General features: G+C 65.8%; 21 protein-coding genes. 17 read left to right on the top strand and 4 right to left on the bottom strand.

What is annotated here, in order from left to right; translation table 11 throughout:
- Positions 1-32: 32 nt before the first annotated feature.
- The gene (locus tag V2I30_RS10375) at positions 33-710 is read right to left on the bottom strand and encodes an energy transducer TonB (protein ID WP_330662084.1); all 678 of its coding nucleotides are present in this window, start codon (positions 708-710) and stop codon (positions 33-35) included.
- 457 nt (positions 711-1,167) lie between these two features.
- Here V2I30_RS10375 and V2I30_RS10370 point away from each other — a divergent pair, with 457 nt between their 5' ends.
- Both V2I30_RS10370 and V2I30_RS10365 read left to right on the top strand, forming a co-directional pair.
- Positions 1,168-2,073, top strand: a complete 906-nt coding sequence (locus tag V2I30_RS10370; protein WP_330662083.1) for a hypothetical protein — start codon at positions 1,168-1,170, stop codon at positions 2,071-2,073.
- 117 nt (positions 2,074-2,190) lie between these two features.
- Positions 2,191-3,522, top strand: a complete 1,332-nt coding sequence (locus tag V2I30_RS10365) for a homoserine dehydrogenase (RefSeq protein ID WP_330662361.1) — start codon at positions 2,191-2,193, stop codon at positions 3,520-3,522.
- A gap of 7 nt (positions 3,523-3,529) precedes the next feature.
- Here the strand turns inward: V2I30_RS10365 and V2I30_RS10360 are convergent, their stop codons facing one another.
- Positions 3,530-3,688, bottom strand: coding sequence for a hypothetical protein (locus V2I30_RS10360; RefSeq protein ID WP_330662082.1), 159 nt, complete (start codon positions 3,686-3,688; stop codon positions 3,530-3,532).
- On the opposite strand from V2I30_RS10360, the gene V2I30_RS10355 reads away from it, so the two are divergent.
- Positions 3,683-4,012, top strand: coding sequence for a hypothetical protein (locus tag V2I30_RS10355; RefSeq protein WP_330662081.1), 330 nt, complete (start codon positions 3,683-3,685; stop codon positions 4,010-4,012). The two genes, V2I30_RS10360 and V2I30_RS10355, sit on opposite strands and share 6 nt — an antisense overlap.
- Here the strand turns inward: V2I30_RS10355 and V2I30_RS10350 are convergent.
- Entirely contained in the window at positions 4,006-4,560 is a 555-nt protein-coding gene (locus V2I30_RS10350; RefSeq protein WP_330662080.1) for a hypothetical protein, read from the bottom strand. The two genes, V2I30_RS10355 and V2I30_RS10350, sit on opposite strands and share 7 nt — an antisense overlap.
- A gap of 275 nt (positions 4,561-4,835) precedes the next feature.
- Between V2I30_RS10350 and glpX the strand changes: the two genes are divergently transcribed.
- The 3 genes from glpX to V2I30_RS10335 all read left to right on the top strand — a co-directional run bounded on the left by glpX (position 4,836) and on the right by V2I30_RS10335 (position 7,348).
- Entirely contained in the window at positions 4,836-5,948 is a 1,113-nt protein-coding gene (gene glpX / locus V2I30_RS10345; protein ID WP_330662079.1) for a class II fructose-bisphosphatase, read from the top strand.
- Between the two features lie 192 nt (positions 5,949-6,140).
- Entirely contained in the window at positions 6,141-6,824 is a 684-nt protein-coding gene (locus V2I30_RS10340) for a DUF6544 family protein (protein ID WP_330662078.1), read from the top strand.
- A gap of 128 nt (positions 6,825-6,952) precedes the next feature.
- The gene (locus tag V2I30_RS10335; protein ID WP_330662077.1) at positions 6,953-7,348 is read left to right on the top strand and encodes a DUF3703 domain-containing protein; all 396 of its coding nucleotides are present in this window, start codon (positions 6,953-6,955) and stop codon (positions 7,346-7,348) included.
- A 6-nt stretch (positions 7,349-7,354) separates the two neighbouring features.
- Here the strand turns inward: V2I30_RS10335 and V2I30_RS10330 are convergent, their stop codons facing one another.
- Positions 7,355-8,731 carry a patatin-like phospholipase family protein gene (locus tag V2I30_RS10330; protein WP_330662076.1) on the bottom strand — a complete coding sequence of 459 codons (1,377 nt, stop codon included), beginning with the start codon at positions 8,729-8,731 and terminating at the stop codon, positions 7,355-7,357.
- A gap of 207 nt (positions 8,732-8,938) precedes the next feature.
- Between V2I30_RS10330 and V2I30_RS10325 the strand changes: the two genes are divergently transcribed.
- The 11 genes from V2I30_RS10325 to pheT all read left to right on the top strand — a co-directional run bounded on the left by V2I30_RS10325 (position 8,939) and on the right by pheT (position 19,436).
- The gene (locus V2I30_RS10325) at positions 8,939-9,874 is read left to right on the top strand and encodes a ribose-phosphate pyrophosphokinase (RefSeq protein ID WP_330662075.1); all 936 of its coding nucleotides are present in this window, start codon (positions 8,939-8,941) and stop codon (positions 9,872-9,874) included.
- 95 nt (positions 9,875-9,969) lie between these two features.
- Positions 9,970-10,329: a ribose-phosphate pyrophosphokinase gene (locus V2I30_RS10320; RefSeq protein ID WP_330662074.1), complete on the top strand. Its 360-nt coding sequence runs from the start codon at positions 9,970-9,972 to the stop codon at positions 10,327-10,329.
- A gap of 10 nt (positions 10,330-10,339) precedes the next feature.
- Positions 10,340-11,110, top strand: a complete 771-nt coding sequence (locus V2I30_RS10315) for an inositol monophosphatase family protein (RefSeq protein ID WP_330662073.1) — start codon at positions 10,340-10,342, stop codon at positions 11,108-11,110.
- 36 nt (positions 11,111-11,146) lie between these two features.
- Positions 11,147-12,070 carry an oxidoreductase gene (locus tag V2I30_RS10310; protein ID WP_330662072.1) on the top strand — a complete coding sequence of 308 codons (924 nt, stop codon included), beginning with the start codon at positions 11,147-11,149 and terminating at the stop codon, positions 12,068-12,070.
- Between the two features lie 165 nt (positions 12,071-12,235).
- Positions 12,236-12,964 carry a hypothetical protein gene (locus V2I30_RS10305; RefSeq protein WP_330662071.1) on the top strand — a complete coding sequence of 243 codons (729 nt, stop codon included), beginning with the start codon at positions 12,236-12,238 and terminating at the stop codon, positions 12,962-12,964.
- Positions 12,965-13,140: 176 nt separating this feature from the next.
- Positions 13,141-13,569 carry a gamma-glutamylcyclotransferase family protein gene (locus V2I30_RS10300; protein WP_330662070.1) on the top strand — a complete coding sequence of 143 codons (429 nt, stop codon included), beginning with the start codon at positions 13,141-13,143 and terminating at the stop codon, positions 13,567-13,569.
- A 420-nt stretch (positions 13,570-13,989) separates the two neighbouring features.
- Positions 13,990-14,193: a 50S ribosomal protein L35 gene (rpmI, locus tag V2I30_RS10295; RefSeq protein ID WP_330662069.1), complete on the top strand. Its 204-nt coding sequence runs from the start codon at positions 13,990-13,992 to the stop codon at positions 14,191-14,193.
- Between the two features lie 45 nt (positions 14,194-14,238).
- The gene (rplT, locus tag V2I30_RS10290; RefSeq protein ID WP_330662068.1) at positions 14,239-14,598 is read left to right on the top strand and encodes a 50S ribosomal protein L20; all 360 of its coding nucleotides are present in this window, start codon (positions 14,239-14,241) and stop codon (positions 14,596-14,598) included.
- 202 nt (positions 14,599-14,800) lie between these two features.
- The gene (locus V2I30_RS10285; protein ID WP_330662067.1) at positions 14,801-15,751 is read left to right on the top strand and encodes a helix-turn-helix domain-containing protein; all 951 of its coding nucleotides are present in this window, start codon (positions 14,801-14,803) and stop codon (positions 15,749-15,751) included.
- A 185-nt stretch (positions 15,752-15,936) separates the two neighbouring features.
- Positions 15,937-17,037, top strand: a complete 1,101-nt coding sequence (pheS, locus tag V2I30_RS10280; RefSeq protein WP_330662066.1) for a phenylalanine--tRNA ligase subunit alpha — start codon at positions 15,937-15,939, stop codon at positions 17,035-17,037.
- A complete protein-coding gene (gene pheT / locus V2I30_RS10275) occupies positions 17,034-19,436 on the top strand; it encodes a phenylalanine--tRNA ligase subunit beta (protein WP_330662065.1) in 2,403 nt (800 codons plus the stop codon). Before pheS ends, pheT begins: the two co-directional genes overlap by 4 nt.
- The last annotated feature ends 12 nt before the right edge of the window (positions 19,437-19,448 follow it).

Below are 19,448 nucleotides of genomic sequence, written 5' to 3'. Positions count from 1 at the left end.
TCAGGCGAAAGCCCCGGCCTTCCGCATATTCGTCAGTTCAGTCGATAGGTGATCCGGGTCGAGTAGGAGCCGCTTGTCGGGTTTCCGGCGGCGTTGAGCGCAGGATTGAAACGGGCATACCGCTCCATGCCGCGGCAAGCCGCCTCGTCGAGAATGCTCGATCCACTCGAAGCCGTGACGCGACATCCAGTCGCACGGCCGTCGGGGGTGACCGTCACCCGGACGCCGACGGTGCCTTCGGTCTCTTCGCGAAGAGCGCGCGAGGGATAGTTTTCCTGGATCCGACGGGCCCAGCTGCCCTCGTTGCGGGTGGACGCCCCACGCGCCTGCGAAGGCGGCGGCGGCGGCGGCGGCGCGGGCGGCGCGACCGGTGCGGGCGGCGGAATGGTCAATGCCGGCGGCGCGGGCGGCGGGATCGTGGGCTGGGTCCGAATCGGTGGAGGTGCCGGAGCGATCGAAATCGGCGGCGGCGGCGCGACCGGCGGTGGCGGTGCGGTTTCCTGCGGCGGCTGCTCGGGCGGCGGTTCCGGCTCTTCCTCGGGGGGTTCGGGCTCTTCGATGTCCACCGTCGTCACCCGCTCGACCACCTGCTTGACCGCCGAAATGGCAAGGCCGGAGATGAGCAGATATCCAAGGGCCACATGGATAATCACAACGATGATGATGGAAGTTATCTTGCTCCCACCCATTTGTTGGTCAGCGTAGGCCATCCAGTCGCTTTCTCTCCATATTCCCGGCCGGGCGAACCCGGCGCAAATTCCAACCGCATCGGGCCGCCTTCCGACGTGGAAACGGCCATCGCGCACCCGTCGCGCGATAGCTCCTCGCCGAAGCCGGACCCGGGCAGTAACTCCCAGAATCCTGATCTGCCGAACGGACATCCGGTCTTTCCCCGGCAACGCTCGTCAACCCAGTGAGCGCTCACCTCGAAGATCGGTCCGATCGTCCGCGTCGCCGCGCCGCCCTTTCTCTTTTGGGAAGGGGGTGCATCAACGCGAAGTGCCGCGCCGGTCCTGTCCCCAAACACCGGCGCAATCCCGACGGGCTTTAACGGTCAATACCTAGGCAATCAAACGCTTTATCGGTTCAGGGCCGATTCACTGGCCTGCCCTTCCAATGTGGTCTAGGCGAACCAATCGCAATTTCGCGACACGGGAATTGACGACCATGACGCGCGTTAACGAAAAATTAGGCAGTGGTTTCAAGGGGCTGACCGTCAGCCTTGCGCTCGCGGCGGCGATCGCGCTTCCCGGCATGCCGGCGGCTGCCCAGCAACCTGTCCCAGAAGGGGGCAGTGGAGCCATGGATGCGGGCGGCACCGCGACCTTCGCCGACCTCGCGACCCTTGCCGATCGCAGCGACATGGTCATCCGCGCGCAGATTCGCGATTCCGTGGCGGTCGAACCCGAGCGCGCACCCGGCCTCGCGCCGGGGCACGTGCGGCTTTATATAGAGGCGCGCACGCAGGCGCTGCTTTCGGGCGAGGCGGCGCTGGGCGAATCGCTCGCCTATCTCGTCGACCTGCCGCTGAACGCGCGCGGCAAGGCGCCCAAGCTCAAGAACCGCGAAGTGCTGCTCTTCGCCGACCGCGTGCCGGGCCGCCCCGGCTTCGTCCAGTTGACCGGCAAGGGAGCGCAGCTCGATTACAGCCCGGCGCTCGAGGCGCGGGTTACCCCGCTGCTGCAGGCGCTCGCCGCGCGCGACGCGCCGCCGGCGGTCACCGGCGTGGGCGACGCGCTGGCGGTGCGCGGCACGCTGGCGGGCGAATCGGAGACGCAGGTCTTCCTCACCACCGCCGACCGCTCGCCGGTTTCGATCACGGTGCTGCGCCGTCCGGGGCAGGAGCCGGTCTGGGGCGTGTCGTGGGGCGAGATCATCGATTCCGCCGCCCGCCCGCCGCGGCCGGAGAGTTTGCGCTGGTATCGCCTGGCCTGCGCGCTGCCGCCGAGCCTGCCTTCCAACACCAATCTCGCGCGCGACGCCGAAGCACGCCGGCTCGCCGAGGTGGATTACGAATTCGTGGTTACAGCACTCGGCCCCTGCACCCGCGCGATCACCGAGGCGCCGAGCTAGAGACGCTCCACCTGCGCACACCCTTTCGGCGCTTGACCTTGAGCCAAGCCGCGGCCAGCGGTGGCGCAAACCTGCCGCATTGCAGCATCGCCGAACCGGAGCGCCCCTTTGACCGATATGTCTTCCCCCGAAACCAAGCCCCTGCGCATCGCGATCGCCGGGCTCGGCACGGTTGGGGTCGGCGTCATGCGCCTGCTTGAAACCAACCGCGACCTCATCGCCGCGCGGGCCGGACGCGCTATCGAGGTGGTCGCGGTGAGCGCGCGCGAGCGCACCAAGCAGCGCGGCGTCGACATCGCCGCGCTCGCCTGGGAGGACGACATGACCGCGCTCGGCGCACGCGATGAGGTCGACGTGGTGGTCGAGCTGGTCGGCGGATCTGACGGCCCGGCGCTCGCCCTGTCGCGCGCGGCGCTTGCGGGCGGCAAAGGGCTGGTCACGGCCAACAAGGCGATGATCGCGCATCACGGACTCGAACTTGCCGAGGCGGCGGAAGGTGCCGGCGTGCCGCTCAAGTTCGAGGCGGCGGTCGCGGGCGGGATCCCGGTGGTCAAGGGCCTGCGCGAAGGGACCAGCGCCAACGCGCTCACGCGGGTGTACGGCATCCTCAACGGCACCTGCAATTACATCCTCAGCGAGATGGAACAGACCGGCGCCGATTTTGGCGAGACGCTCGCCGAGGCGCAGGCACTGGGCTATGCCGAGGCCGATCCCACCTTCGACATCGAAGGGGTGGACGCGGCGCACAAGCTCGCGATCCTCGCCGCGATCGGGTTCGGCGCGCGGATCGACTTCGCGGCGGTCCACACGGTCGGCATCGTCCAGGTCCGCGCCGCCGACATCGCGCAGGCCGATGCGCTGGGCTTCGTCATCCGCCTGATCGCGGAGGCCGATGTGCAGGAGGAGGCGGACGGCCCGCGCCTGCTGCAAAGGGTTCGCCCTTGCCTGGTGGCGAAGGATCATCCGCTCGCCCCCGTCGACGGGCCGACCAATGCGGTGGTCGCGGAAGGCAATTTCTCCGGGCGTCTGCTGTTTCAGGGCGCGGGCGCGGGCGACGGGCCGACCGCGAGCGCGGTGGTTGCCGACCTCATCGACATCGCCCGCAGCTTCGAGCGCGGCGATATCGGCGCGCCGTTCTCGATGCCGGTCGCGCAGCTCGCCGCTCTGCCCCCTGCCCAAGCCGGTGGGCGTACCGAGCGCACCTATCTGCGCTTTACCGTGCGCGATCGGCCGGGCGTGCTGGCCGAGATCACCGCGGCAATGCGCGATGCCGACGTGTCGATCGAAAGCCTGATCCAGAAGGGGCGCATGCATGATGGCGGCGAAGTGCTGGTCGCCATGGTGACGCATGAAGGGCCCGAGGCGCATATTGCCCGCGCGCTCGAACTGCTCGAGGGTTCGGACAGCCTGACCGGCGATCCGCTGGTCCTGCCCATTCTTCCGGCCTGAACCCGCCCTATTCCGGAAGCAATCCGCGACCGGCGCGATCCGCATCGGAGCCGGGCTGCGCTTCGGGCAGGGCTTCGAGGTCGATGATCAGCGGCCCCGGCGGCGGGTCGCCGAATTTCGCGGTGACCGTGACGGTGAAGACCGATCCCTCGGTCGGCAGTTGCAACCCGCTGCCATCGACGCCTGGATTGACCGCGCCGGGGCGGCTTTCGGCATAGCGCTTCTCGAACGCCTCCTGTTCCCAGCCGCTTCTATCGGCATCGTCGCGTGCACGGCAGACCACGATCTCGCCGGCGATCCGCGCGACGTCGGCTTCCTCGCGGCAACGGCGCTCGGCGTCGGGATCGGCGGGTGCGCTCGCTTCGGGAAGCGTGAGGTCGATGACGACCCGCTCGTCATCATCCGCCGGTTCTGTCTGCGCGAGTGCGGGGACGGACAGCGCCGCTATGACGGCGAGCCTCGCGAAAGGCGCGGCGTGCGCTATTACTGACCCGGCGGGTCCGGCGCCTCGAGCCCCATGGCGCGGCGGCGGCGGGCGATTTCTTCCGGCGTCGGCTCGCCATTCTCGCCGCTGGGCGGAAGGCCGCGGGCGATGCGGTCGGCATCGGAGCCTGGCGGCGCTTCGGGCAGGGCCTCGACATCGATCAGCAGCGCCGCTTCGCCAGGGCATGGCGGAATGACGCACAGACCGCCCACGGTCGCAGGCCCGCGGAAAATGCCGCCACCCGCGACATTGACCGGTTGCTCGCCCTGCGTGCGCGCGGCGTAGCGTGCCTCCCAGTCCTCCTTGTTCCAGACCCCGTCCGATCCCTCGCCGCGCCGCCGGCACACGACGATCTCGCCGCGGATCTTCGCCACTTCGTTCTCGCGCTCGCAATCCTCGACGAGCAGCCGATCGGCTTCCTCGCGCGGGACGGTGATGGTGAGGTCGATGACCTGTCGCTCGCGCGGGGCGGGGGCCTGCTCGGAAGGTTTCGCCGCGGCGGCCGCCTCGTTGTCGGGTGGCGTTTCCTGCGCGCCGGCGCCCGCCGCCAGCATCGCGGAACCGGCCCATACGCCGAATCGTCCTGCGCGTCGTCCAGCCTGCCGCAACATCCGGCGCCGCGGTCCCGAAGTCGATAAGGCTGCACTCGCGGAAGGATGTCTCGACAAGCCGGTCACCTCGTGGCTAAGCGCGCTGGTGGCCATCGACCGTTCACGAGCACTCGCTCCCCTCTTCGCCCCTGTGCCGACCGCGCCCGGCCGATAAAACCGCGTCCGGGCCGGAAAGGAAACGTTCGGGGCTCGACGTCAGCAGAAGGACTGAATTGCGGATGAACACAAGCAACAATTCTCCGGGCAACAATTCTCCGGGCGACAATTCCCCCCGGAGCAATTCCCCTGCAAGCGTCGATATCGGCGAAACCGACATCCTCGCCGCCAAGGAACCCGCCGACCACAATGCGATCGACCGTGTGCTGGTGCTTGAAATGGTCCGCGTCACCGAAGCCGCCGCGGTCGCCGCGGCGCAGCTGATCGGGCGAGGCGATGAAAAAGCCGCCGATGCCGCCGCGGTCGAGGCGATGCGCCGCGCCTTCGACACGCTCTACATGGACGGCACGGTAGTGATCGGCGAGGGCGAGCGCGACGAAGCGCCGATGCTTTATATCGGCGAGAAGGTCGGCATGGGTTCGGACGGGGGCAAGGCGCCCCAGATCGACATCGCACTGGATCCGCTCGAAGGCACGACGATCACCGCCAAGGCGGGCCCCAATGCGCTCGCCGTGCTGGCGGCGGCGGAGAAGGGCGGACTCTTGAACGCTCCCGATGTCTATATGGACAAGCTCGCGGTCGGCCCGGGCCTGCCCGCCGACGTGATCGACATCGCCATGAGCCCTTCCGACAATGTCCGCGCGGTCGCCGCGGCGCGCGGGATCGAACCCGCTGCGATCAATGTCTGCGTGCTCGATCGCCCGCGCCATGCCGAGCTGATCGCCGAATTGCGCGAGCTGGGCTGCGGCGTGTTCCTGATTGGCGACGGCGACGTCGCCGGGGTCATCGCGGTGACCGATCAGGACACCTCGATCGACATGTATATGGGCCAGGGCGGCGCGCCCGAAGGCGTGCTTGCGGCGGCGGCCCTGCGCTGCGTCGGCGGCCAGTTCAACGCGCGGTTGGTCTTCCGCAACGAAGACGAACGCGCCCGCGCCCGCAAATGGGGCATCACCGACCTCGACCGCATCTACAAGCTCGACGATCTCGCCAAAGGCGACTGCATCTTCGCCGCCACCGGCGTCACCGACGGATCGCTGCTGACCGGCGTCAAGAAGCGCCGCAAATCCACCGGCGCGGTTATCATGACCACCGAAAGCGTGGTGATGCGTGCCTCGTCGGGCACGGTGCGCTGGGTGAAGGGCGAACATCGGATCGAACCGCATAGGGAATGAGCGACGGTTGCTCCGGGTGAAACGGTCCTCGCACCTGCAAGAAAAAACGTGCGCTGGGTGAAGGGCGAACATCGGATCGAACCGCATCGGGGATGAGCGACGGCTGATCCGAGAACACCGGTCCTCGCACCCGCAACGAAAAACGTGCGCTGGCTAAAGGGTGAACACAGAATCGAACCGCATCGGGGGTGAATGTCCGTTATGGCTGCTGCGCATCTTCCGGACCGCGTGATCGAGCTGGCTGAACGGCTCGGCGCAGAGGGGACGTTCGCCGGACATTGCCACTTTCGACAGACCGGCACGTTGCGAAATGTCGGCGCGAAAAAGTGGATGCGCTTTACGGCGCGGCAATGGATCTCTGCGAATGATTGTCAGTTCCGCTGGGTCGCGCGGGTCGGGCTGATGGGGGCCGTGCGCGTTACCGACGCACTGCTCCACGATATTCCGGCGGGTTCGGTCAAACTGTTCGGGCTCGTCCCGCTCGCTCGCGCAAGTGCGGGCGATGATCTGCTGAAGGGGCAATTGCTGCGCTATCTCGCGGAACTGCCTTGGTGCCCCGATGGAATCTTTTGTAATCGGTCGCTGCGGTGGGAGGTCGTGACCGATACCCATTTCCAGATCGGCGCGCGCATCAAATACGTAGAAGCCGAACTCAATCTGTTTTTGGACGATGAAGGATTACCCGCGCGCATTCAGGCGATCCGGCCCGCCGAACAGGACGGCGTGTTCACCGATCGCGAGTGGCAAGGCACTTTCAGAGATTATCGGCGCATCGAAGGTCGATTGATCCCGCACGTCGCACGCGTCTGGTGGACGCTCGATGGCGCGCCTTTCGATGTATGGCGAGGCACTATCGGGAATTGGAGCAGCAGCTAGCGCCGACCCGTCCCGGCAATGCATAATCACCGTGTGCTGGTAGAAAGGCGCGGCGGGTCAGAAGCGAGCACAGGGTCGAACCGCATGGGGGTGAGCGACGGCTGGTCGGAGTAAAGCGCTCCTCGCACATGAAAGAGGTTGCAATCTGCAACCGATATGGCAGTCTCGTCGTCGAGGAGATTGCCATGTCCAACCTGTCGGCGCATGTTACCGGCGAACTCGATCGGGCCGCCCATGCGGGCAGCCCCGAAGCGGCCTTTGCGCATCTCGAACGCGCACATATCCTCGGCCAGTATTCGACCCGCGACCATGTGCGCGTTCATGCCGCGATGTTGCGGTGGGGCTTGGCGCAACGCGATCTGCGCGAAGTCGCTGGACAGGTCATCCGCATCATCGCCGCCGCGACCAAGACCGCGCTGGGCTGGATCCCGGTAGGCAATACCGGCGGGGCGAATGTGAGCCCGATCAAACCGATGCCGCTGCCCGACGATCTCGCCGAGATCATATCGCGCCATCGCGGCTAGACGCGGTTACCGGAGCGGCCGTGCGTCCCAGTCCTGCGCGGCCCCTCGCTCGCGGCCATATTCGATCAGGCAGCGCATGTAGCGGCGGTTGAATTCGAGCGGGTCGTCGTCGGCGATGTCCACCTCGAGCCATTCGACGCAGGTGCGCGCGCCGTCGAAATCGGGGATCACGAAGCGGCGCGCCGGATCGTCGAGCTCGTCCGCCCTGATCCGTGCGAAGAAGCGGCGTGCGAGCAGGTCCCGCGCGCGCTCGGAAGCGCGGTCGATCGACAGGCGCTCGACCTGGTCCACCAGCAGATCGACCGTACGAAAGGCCAGGCTGATGATGTCCCAGTCCTGCAACTGGCCGCTAGTCGAGGTGATGGGCACGCAATCCGCCGGATCGACCTTGCCGCATTCGCTGCGGGTTTCGCCGGTTGAATTAAGCAGAATATAGAAGCTCGGCTGATCGCGCAGCGCCGTGGGCAATGGATCGAGCAACAGGCGCTGAACCGGCGCGGCGTCCGGATCGGGCTGGGGCCGGGGGGCCGGCTCGGCACGGGCGAGCGGTGGCAGCACCCAATTGTCCGCTAGGATGGAGGCGATGCGGTCGTCGAACACGGCGCCGCGCACGCCGCCGTCGATATATATCCGGTTGTCGATGAAGACGGGCCGCGCGGCGGGCGGCACCACCGAGGAGGCGATTAGGGCCTCGATATAGCAGTCCTTGAGGCGCCGCCGCTCGCTGCCTTCGGGCGCGGCGGCATAGCGATAGGCGAGCTCGGTCATGTCGAAGGCGACCGCCTGGCCGAGATCGACGTCGGTCGCCCCCGCCAGAAGATAGGCGCCGCCATCGGGATCGGAGCCGCTGGGATCGTAACGCGCGGCGACCGCCTCGAGCACTTGCGGGGTGAAGAGCGTATCGAGCCGGCGGCGCAGCGGGACGAGATCGGAGATCGCGCCGCGCCGGATCGCGGTCAGCGCGGCGCCAAGGCTGAGCCCGCCGGCGATGTCCGACCCCTCGACATAGGCGTCGAGCAGATCGCTCTCGCTCTCGATCGTATAGCCCGCAACCGTGAGGTCTGGCCGCCCGATGAACACGCCCGTCGCCTGGAGCGCGCCGGTGCTGACCCCGGTGACGAGCCGGAATTCGGGCATCGTGCCCGACCGGTGCCAGCCGTCGAGAAAGCCCGCCCCGAACGCGCCGTTCTGGCTCCCGCCCGAAAGCAACAGGATATCGCCCCTGCCCTCTTCCAGGATGCTGCTCATCGGACGTTCGCCCGGCAGCGGGGTTTCGAGCGAGTAGCGCACGATCTCGCACCTCTCGCCCTCGGCGGTGAACGGCGGCGTGTGGGTGCAGGCGCTCACGGCCAGCGTTCCCAATAGCATCAGCAGACGTTTCACGGGCCGTCCCCTTCCTTCTTCGAACTCGCGCAAGGCGTGCCGGACGGGATGGCAAATGCGCGGCGAGTAGGAAAATGCTTTTGTGCGGGCCCTCTCACGTCGTCCGTCGTGCGCGAGGCTGCGGACAACAGGCTCGTGCCTCTGTTGCGTTTGTATGACCCTCGGCTAGGCGGGGGGCGCAATTCTGTTCACCGGAGATTCGCATCCATGAAGATCATGTCCGGCAATTCGAACCTGCCGCTCGCCCGCGCGATTGCGGCCTATCTCGAGATCCCGCTGACCGATGCGAGCGTGCGCCGCTTCGCTGACGAGGAAGTGTTCGTCGAGGTCAACGAGAATGTGCGCGGCGAGGACGTATTCCTGGTCCAGCCGACGAGCTTTCCGGCGAACGACAACCTCATGGAGCTGCTGATTTGCATCGACGCGCTGCGGCGCGCCTCGGCCAAGCGGATCACCGCGGTGGTGCCCTACTTCGGCTATGCCCGGCAGGACAGGAAGCCCGGCCCCCGCACGCCTATCTCCGCCAAACTGGTTGCCAACCTCATCACCGAGGCCGGGGCGGACCGGGTGCTGGCGGTCGACCTGCATGCGGGCCAGATCCAGGGCTTCTTCGACATCCCGACCGACAATCTCTACGCCGCTCCCGTCATGGCCGCGGACATCCAGGCGCGCTATGGCGACCAGGATCTGATGGTCATCAGCCCCGATGTCGGCGGCGTGGTGCGCGCGCGGGCGCTTGCCAAGCGGCTCGACAACGCCCCTCTCGCCATCGTCGACAAGCGCCGCGACCGGCCGGGCGAGAGCGAGGTGATGAACATCATCGGCGACGTCGAAGGGCGCGATTGCGTGCTGATCGACGACATCATCGATTCGGGCGGGACCTTGTGCAACGCCGCCGACGCGCTGCTCGCGAACGGCGCCAAGTCGGTCGCCGCCTACATCACCCACGGCGTGCTGTCGGGCGGCGCGGTGGCGCGGATCGACGGCTCGCAGCTGAAGGAGCTGGTCATCACCGATTCGATCCGTCCGACCGAAGCGGCGGAAGAAAGCGACAAGCTGCGCATCCTCACCATCGCCCCGCTGGTCGGCGAGGCGATTAGGCGGATTGCGGATGAGAGCAGCGTGTCGAGCCTGTTCGACTAACCGCACGAGTCCCCGTGAAGGCGGGGACCTTCGTCGGCTTCGCGCCAAGTTGCGGGGAGGCTCCAGCCTTCGCGGGAGCTCGCTATAGCGGTAGTATGTTCGAGCCCGCCGAAACCCGCGACATCCTCATCGGGGCCGCGCAGGCGGGCAACGCGGTGACCTACGGCGAAGTGCTCGCCCATCTCGGCTATCGCTTCACGCGGCCCAAGATGCGCGCTCTGTGCAAGGTGCTCGACGCTATCGACGAGGACGGGCGGGCGCGTGGCGAACCGGGGCTGGCAGTGCTCGTCGTGCGCCAGTCGGACGGGCTGCCGGGGCAGGGCTGGTTCGTCGCCCGCTCGCATCTGGCGGACGAGATGGCGGGTGACTGGCCGTTGGATTGGGACGGCGCCGAGGCGAAAGCCTATGTCGCGCTTCATCAAGATCAGGCTTTCAGATATTGGCGGGCCAGGTAGAGGAGAGCGCATGACCCCCCGCGACCTCGCTCTCGCCAACCGTCTCGCCGATGTGGCGGGCGCCGCCATCCGCCCGCTTTTCCGCGGCGAATGGTCCGAGGAACGCAAGGCCGACCGCTCCTACGTCACCGAGGCCGACCGCGCCGCCGAAGCCGCGATGCGCGCACTCATCGAGGCCGAGCGCGCCGAGGACGGCATCATCGGCGAGGAATACGGCACGCGCAACGAAGGCGCGGGCCGGCAATGGGTGCTCGATCCGATCGACGGCACCACCAGCTTTATCGCGGGCCGCCCGATCTTCGGCACGCTAATCGCGCTCCTGCAGGACGGCTGGCCGGTCCTGGGCGTGATCGACCAGCCGATCGCGGGCGAGCGGTGGGTGGGGCGGATCGGCGAGGGTACGACCTTCAACGGCAAGCCAACCAAGGTGCGCACCTGCAAGGACATGGGCGAAGCGGTGCTCGGCACCACCACGCCGCACCAGTTCGGCGGCGAGGATGTCGATGCCTTCATGGGCGTCGCCAAATCGGTCGCCGAGCGCAAGATCATCTATGGCGGCGACTGCTACAATTACGGCCTCGTCGCCTCCGGCCATGTCGATATCGTCGTCGAAGCGGGCCTCAAGCTGCACGATTTCGCCGCGCTCGTGCCCGTGGTCGAAGGCGCCGGCGGGACGATGAGCGACTGGCAGGGCAACCCGCTCGATTCCGAAAGCGATGGCCGCGTCATAGCGCTCGGGGACCCGGCGCGCCTCGAAGACGTTCTCGAAGCGATGGGCTGATCCGCTCGAAGCAAACGGGGACACGCAGTGCCGCACATGACGACCACCGGGATAACCGACTGGACCCCGGAAGAACTGCCCGATCTCGGCGGCAAGACGTTCCTCATAACGGGCAGCAATTCGGGGATAGGATTCGAGGCGGCGAAGATCCTCGCGCGCCGAAACGGCCATGTCGTCATCGCCTGTCGCAGCGAGGAAAAGGGCAAGCGCGCGCTTTCCGAGCTGGACGAACAGGGTGCTGGACGCTGCGAACTACTCATGATCGACCTCGCCGACAGCGCCTCGATCCGCGCGGCCGCCGATGAGGCCAAGAGCCGTTTCGGCGCCATCTACGCTCTCATCAACAATGCCGGCGTGATGCAGACGCCCGAACAGAAAACCGAGGACGGCTTCGAGATGCAGCTCGGCACCAATCATCTCGGCCATTTCCTGTGGACCGCGCTGATGATGGATCAGGTCGACGGGCGCGGGGGGCGCATCGTCACCGTGGGCAGCATCATGCACAAATTCGGCCGGATCGACTTCGACGATCTGATGATGGAGCGCAGCTACGATCCCAATAGCGCCTATAATCGCTCGAAGCTCGCCAATTTGCTGTTCGCGATGGAACTGCATCGACGGCTCGAAGCGGCGGGTTCGAAGATCAAGTCGATCGCCTGCCATCCCGGCTATTCCGATACGGCGCTGCAAAGTAAGGTTGGCAATCCGCTGTTCAAGGCGGTCTACTCGCTCTCCAACGCGCTCTTCGCGCAGCCCGCGACGCGCGGCGCCTGGCCCACCGTGCTCGCCGCCGCCGATCCGCGCGCCGAGAGCGGCGGCTATTACGGCCCCACCGGCACCTTCGACGCCCGCGGCCCGGTCGGCGACAGCGACCTGGAACGCCGCGCGCTCGATGGCCCGGTGGCGAAGCGGCTGTGGGAGCGAAGCGAGGAGCTGGTGGGCGAAGAATTGAAGGTGTGATCCTACGACCCCGTCATCCCGGCCCCCGAGCCGGGATCCCGCTAATCTCGACTCTAAGAAAGCGGGACCCCGGATCAAGTCCGGGGCGACGATCCGGGGGCAAACCAATTCGCAAGCAAATCGTGCGATTGCCAGCGTTCAAGCCATCAGAGGGGTGCGAGGTTGATGCACGCAATTGCAAGACTGGGAGTGCTGCTCGCAGGGTTGATCCTTGCCTCTTGCAGCCCGCCCGAAGACAGCACCCCTGACTACCGCTACAGGCTTACGGTGGAGGTCGAAACGCCCGAGGGCCTGCGCACCGGATCGAGCGTGATCGAAGTCAGGCAGAGCATGGGCCGCTCGGCGGGGAGCGGCTTCGGGAAGAAAATCATGCGCCGGGCGCGCGGCGAGGCGGTTGCGGTCGATTTGCCGGGCGGGCGCACGCTCTATGCGCTGCTGCGATCGGACGACAATGTCGATTGGGCGACGAACGTCATGCAGATGCTCGCACCCGAGATCGAGGGCGAGCCGTGGGAAGACGTGTTCGACAACGTCCTGCTGATCGAGGGCGAAGTCGAAGTGCCGCGCACATGGCCGCCCATCGCGCCTTTCGGGGAGCGCTCGGCCTATCCGATGCTGGTGACATTCGGCGATGAGAGCGATCCGACCAGCGTCGCGCGGGTTGATCCCGATGATCTGGCCTCGACGTTCGGCGAGGACTACGAGCTCGGCGGTGTCACCGTCGAGCTGACCGATGACCCGGTGACGACCGGGATTGAAAAGCGGTTGGGGTGGTTGGATAGTTACCGAACCAGATGGCTCGATGGAACCTCCACTATCTCGGAAGATCTCACAACTGACGACCTTACCGCTCACCTATCGGCAGGAAGCTTCAGCACTGAGTTTGCAAAATGAACAAGGATGTCCTTCTGTCACTTCTTGCTTTGGACTCTTACAATCGCGGCACCCGCCACTCGGACTAACCTCCCCGTCATTGCGAGGCGACGCAGTCGCCGTGGCAATCCAGAGCGGTTTCGCGCAGGCGCTCTGGATTGCTTCGCCTTCGGCTCGCAATGACGTAAAGCGAGTTCATGACCCAGCCTGCGCACCTCTTCTTCTACGGCGTCCTGCAAGACGGGCTCGGCCTCGACGGCGGCGACTGGCCTTTCCTCCAAGGGCTCGGCTTAGGCGCGCCGGCCACCACTCAGGGCGCGCTGTTCGCCATTCCGGCTGAGAGCGGCTGGTATCCTGCGCTAATCCTCACGACCGCGCAGCATTCGACCATCGTCCACGGCTCCATCCACGAGGCGAGCGCGGTCGATATCGCGGCGGTCGATGCGTTCGAGGGCGAGGACTACACCCGCCAGTCCATCCCGATCGATGGCTGGGACGGCTATGGCGATACGGAAGCACAAGCCTATGTCTGGACCGCCGACCTGCCGGAAGGCGCCGAGCCGATCGCGAACGGCGATTTTGCCCAGTGGCTAAATGACACGGGGCGGCGGGCCTATTCGGGTTAGCGCGTTTTCCTACATGGGCGCGAAGGGCTACCAATGCGGCGCTCTTTCCCATCGTCGAACCCCTACAAGATGCCCCGCCCAGGGTGACACTTCGCGATGGCCAGCGCGACACAAGCGGGTGCCTTACAGTGACACTTTCCGCATGTTGGGTGACACTTCGAGAGCCGAAGGTGTCGCTTTTCGGCTAAGAGTGACGCTTTTTGCAGGTGAGAGTGACGCAATGGCGCTTTTGCCCCTGGACCGTGTTCCACCTGTTCCATCCTGTAGGATTGGGCACCCCCGCTTCGCGCGCAAATGGCTTGCCTACAGGGCCGCGTCTCCCTATGTGCGCGTCCTTCGACGACACGAATCAACCGACCGGCCTGGCTACAAGGGCTGCCAGGGCTGGTTTATGCGTGTCTCTGATCAAAGGAGATGAAAATGCCCAAGCTGAAGACCAAGAGCGGTGTGAAGAAACGCTTTAAGATCACCGCCAACGGCAAGGTCAAGCACGGTGTCGCCGGAAAGCGCCACCGCCTGATCAGCCACAATGCGAAGTATATCCGCCAGAACCGCGGCACCACCGTCCTCGCCGATTGCGATGCGAAGACCGTCAAGAAGTGGGCGCCCTACGGGTTGGATTGATTCGAGGGGCTACCGCCCCCTGAACGAAGAGAAGGATATACAGATATGCCTCGCATCAAACGCGGCGTGACCACGCGCCAAAAACACAAGCGGCTGCTCGACCAGGCCAAGGGCTATCGCGGTCGCCGCAAGAACACCATCCGCGTCGCGCGCCAGGCGGTCGAAAAGGCCGGCCAGTACGCCTATCGCGATCGCAAGGTGAAAAAGCGCAGCTTCCGCGCGCTCTGGATCCAGCGCATCAACGCCGCGGTCCGTGCCGAAGGCCTCACCTATTCGCAGTTCATGCATGGCGTGAAGCTTGCCGGGATCGAGTTGGACCGCAAGGTGATGGCTGATCTCGCGATGAACGAGGAAGCGGCGTTCAAGACGATCATCGCGCAGGCGAAACAGGCGCTTCCTGCATAAAGCGGCTGGGCCTGCCCCGGACCTGATTCGGGGCGCTGCCGGCCTGAGCGCCGGGTCGCCGTAACTGAAGGGGTGGCGCGCACCGCGCCTCCCCCTCGCCCCCATCGGCGGAAGCAAGCGTTCGCGGCCGACTTGTATCGACGCGCCAATCCGCTTGTAAAAAGGCGTCATTTGCGGCAGGCTGTTTGCCGACAAGGGGGTCGTGAGAATCGATAACAGTCGAGACCGTACGAACGCATGGGCCGATCATTCGGCCACTCATGATGCGGCGAGCTATTCGATCCGCACCCGCTTCTATGCGCCCCCTTCGCGCTTCGACGGCTGTTTTACGAGCTTCCACGAACTCGCGCTCGATTGCGACGGCGATTATTGCGTGACCGACTATTTGCAGCCCGAGTGGGCGAACATCCGCTTCTTCACGAAAAGCACACCACGCGCCAAGATCGGCGAGCTGGAAGTCGCGGATGCGCCCTTCACCGCGACCGGACCGAGCTCATTGCCCTGCAAGTTCGAGCTCGGCACAACGCGGATGTGGGGGATCGGCCTGCTCCCGCTCGGTTGGGCGCGGTTCCTCGATGGCGATGCGGCGAATCATGCAAACGGTGTCTGGAACGGCTCGACGAACCCGGTCTTCCAGCGCTTCGACGTGATGACGCCGACGCTGTGCGATCCCGACATTTCGAGCGAGGACAAACTCGACTTCGTCTGCAGGACGCTCGAAAATCTGATGGAGCCGTGCCGCGACGAACCCAAGATCGTGCGGGTCCATACAGCGCTCGTTGCTGGTGAGCACATGGCGGTGGGCGATCTTGCCGATGCCTGTTCGATGAGCATCCGCACGCTCGAGCGGGTCTGTCACCGCTATTTCGGCTTTACGCCCAAGCGGCTGATGCGACGTCAGCGCTTCGCGCGTACGCTAGCCACCTACATGCTCGAGAAGGGCGCCCGCTGGACCGAGGCGATGGACGAGGAATATCACGACCAGGCCCAGTTCACCCGCGAATTCAGCGAGTTCATGACCATGACCCCGAGCAAATATGCAGCGCTCGATCACCCGATACTGGCCTCCTTTATGGAGGCCCGCGCGCGAGTATGGGGAAGCGCGGTGCAGACGCTCGATCGGCCGAATATCGAACGCCGCGAACCCGAATAGCGCGATCTCTAGGCCGTGGCCGTCCCGCCGGGTGGCATCCGCCTCCCGGCATTACGCGCGCAAGGACGGCGATGGCGCTTTGCAAAGGGGCGCAAAATCGCTAGCGGACCGGCGCAGCGCCATCGCCGTGCAGCGGACTTCAGCGCAACCTCACTTAAGGCCGCTTCCCGGACCCACGACACATAATGACCGACCTCATACGACAACAGGACGAAGCTCTCGCAGCGATTGCTGGCGCGGCCACGCTCGGTGCGCTCGAGGAGCAGCGGGTCGGCGCGCTGGGCAAGAAGGGGTGGGTGAGCCTTGCCCTCAAAACCCTGGGCGGGATGGACCCGGAAGAGCGCAAACAGGCAGCTCCCGCGATCCAGGCGGTCCGGGCCGAGGTCGCCGAAGCGATCGAGAACCGCAAGGCGGCGCTCGAAGCCGAAGCGCTCGACGCGCAGTTGGCGCGCGAGACGATCGACCTGACCCTGCCGGCGCCCGAGAGCCCGCGCGGTTCGATCCACCCGGTCAGCCAGGTGATGGACGAGCTGGCAGAGATCTTCGCCGATCTAGGCTTCGCGGTCGCGACCGGCCCTGAGATCGAGGACGACTGGCACAACTTCACTGCGCTCAACATGGATGAAAGCCACCCCGCGCGCGCGATGCATGACACGTTCTATTTCCCGGACAAGTCGGCGGATGGCGGCGAAATGCTGCTGCGCACCCACACGTCGCCGGTACAGATCCGCGCAATGAAAGATCAGGGCGCCCCGATCCGAATCATCGCGCCTGGCCGCGTCTATCGCTCGGACAGCGATGCAACGCACACGCCGATGTTTCACCAGGTCGAGGGCCTCGTCGTCGACAAGGGCATTCACCTCGGCCACCTCAAATGGACGCTGGAGACCTTCTTCAAGGCCTTCTTCGAGCGCGAGGACATCACGCTTCGTCTGCGCCCCTCTTACTTCCCCTTCACCGAACCTTCGGTCGAAGTCGATGTCGGCTACTCGAACGAGGGCAATCGCCGCGTGGTCGGTGGGCACGGTGATGACGAGGGCCATGACTGGATGGAACTGGGCGGTAGCGGCATGGTCAACCGCCGCGTGCTCGAAATGGCGGGCGTCGATGCGGACGAGTACCAGGGCTTCGCCTTCGGTCTCGGCATCGACCGTATTGCCATGCTCAAATACGGGATGAACGATCTGCGCGCCTTCTTCGATGGCGATCCGCGCTGGCTCGCCCATTACGGCTTCTCGCCTTACGATCAGCCCACGCTTTCCGCAGGTGTGGGAGCGCGGCCATGAAGTTCTCGATCACGTGGCTCAAAGACCACCTCGAAACCGCCGCATCGCTGCAGAAGATCACCGATACGCTGAACGCGATCGGGCTTGAGGTCGAAGGCGTCGAGGACCCTTCCGAGACGCTGGCCGGGTTCAAGGTCGCGAAGGTGCTGACGGCAGAGAAACACCCCGATGCGGATAAGCTTCAGGTGCTCACCGTCGATACCGGCGAGGGCGATCCGCTGCAGGTGGTGTGCGGCGCTCCCAACGCGCGGGCTGGCATGAAGGGCGTTCTTGGCCTGCCGGGCGCTGTTGTCCCTGCAAACGGAATGGAGCTCAGGAAAAGCGCGATCCGCGGGGTCGAATCGAACGGCATGATGTGCTCGGTGCGCGAACTCGAGCTGGGCGATGAGCATGACGGCATCATCGAACTGCCCGAGGATGCGAGCGTCGGCCATAGCTTTGCCGACTATCAAGGCTCCTCGCCGATCCTCGACGTCGCGATTACGCCCAACCGGCCTGACTGCATGGGCGTCTACGGCATCGCGCGCGACTTGGCTGCCGCGGGCCTCGGCACGTTGAAGCCCATCGCCTTCCCCGAATTCTCGGCCTCGGGCGAGTGCCCGGTCGAAATCCGCACCGACGATCCCGAAGGCTGCCCGGCCTTCTTCGGTCGCGTCATCAAGGGCGTGACAAACGGTCCCTCACCCGACTGGCTGCAACAGCGACTCAAGAGCGCGGGCCAGCGTCCGATCTCGCTGCTGGTCGACCTCACCAACTACCTGATGCTCGCGTTCGGGCGCCCGGCGCACGCCTATGACCTTGCGAAGCTGCACGGCGCTGTCGTCGCTCGGCGCGCGAAGGACGGCGAAGAGGTGCTCGCGCTCAACGAGAAAACATACACGCTCGATAAAAGCATGGTGGTGATCGCGGACGACACGGAAGTCCACGACATCGCCGGCATCATGGGCGGCGAGAATTCCGGCGTTCAGGACGACACGAACGATGTGCTGCTCGAGATCGCCTATTTCGACCCGGCGCGCATCGGTGTGACCGGCCGCAAGCTTGGCCTCGCTTCGGACGCCCGAACCCGGTTCGAGCGCGGCGTCGATCCGGCGTTTCTCGAAGACGGGCTCGATCTTCTCACCGGACTGATTGTAGAGCTGGCTGGCGGACAGGCGAGCGAGATGGTGCGGGCGGGCGTCCCGCCGATGGCGCCGAAAGTGGTGCTGTTCGATCCTGACCTCACCGCGAAGCTCGGCGGCGTCGAAGTGCCAGCAGATGAGCAGCGCCGCATCTTGGAAAGCCTCGACTTCACGGTCGATGCGAATTGGAACGTGACCTGCCCGCTGCGCCGTCACGACATCGAAGGTGCTGCCGACCTCGTGGAGGAAGTGGTGCGCATCCACGGGCTCGACAAAGTCAAAAGCGTCGCTCTCCCCCGTATGGACGGTGTCGCTCGCCCGACCGCCACGCCGCAGCAGATGCTCGAGCGCAAGCTGCGCCGCGCGGCGGCTGGCAGCGGGCTGGACGAGGCGGTGACCTGGTCCTTCCTTCCCGAAGCGGAAGCTGCGCACTTCGCCGACCGCAACATGACACTGTGGGTCCTCGACAACCCGATCAGCGAGGACATGAAGGTCATGCGCCCCTCGCTCCTTCCGGGGCTGCTGATCGCGGCCAAGCGCAATGCGGATCGAGGGGCCGGCAGTACGCGACTGTTCGAGCTCGGACGGCGCTATTTCCGAGGCTCCGACGGTATGAGCGACGAGCGCCCGACGCTCGGCGTAGTGCTCGCGGGCGAGAAGGTGCAGCGCGGCTGGGCGAGCGGCAAGGCGACCGCCTTCGATGCTTATGACGCGAAAGGCGTCGCGCTCGATCTGCTCGCGGCGGCCGGCGCTCCGACGGACAGACTGATGGTGATGGGCGAGGCGGGCGAGCAGTTCCACCCCGGCCAGTCGGCGACCCTGCGCCTTGGTCCGAAGAACCTGCTCGCGCGCTTCGGCATGCTCCATCCGGCGACACTCAAGAAATTCGACATGGAAGGGCCTGTCGCGGCGGTCGAACTGTTCCTTGATGCAATCCCTGCCAAGAAGGCAGGGAAAGGCCCAGTGAGTTTCGCCCGCCCGAGCTTTACTCCGCCTGCGCTTCAGGCCGTGACGCGAGACTTCGCGTTCCTCGTGCCCGCCGATCTTGCAGCCGAAGACTTGCTCAAGACCGTGCGCGGTAGCGACAAATCGAACATCACATCTGCGCGCGTGTTCGACGTGTTCACCGGTGAAGGCGTCCCGGAAGGCAAGAAATCCATCGCCATCGAAGTAACGCTGCAACCGCAGGACACAAGCTTCAAGGACGCCGATCTCAAGGCGATTGCCGACAAGGTGGTGGCCGCCGCAGCCAAGCTGGGAGCGGAACTGCGCGGCTGATCCGCGGGCCAG

Source organism: Erythrobacter sp. (assembly GCF_036351135.1).
Classification (GTDB): domain Bacteria; phylum Pseudomonadota; class Alphaproteobacteria; order Sphingomonadales; family Sphingomonadaceae; genus Erythrobacter.
Note: the sequence above shows the minus strand (reverse complement) of the source record. Positions and strands in the feature narration are given on the sequence as shown.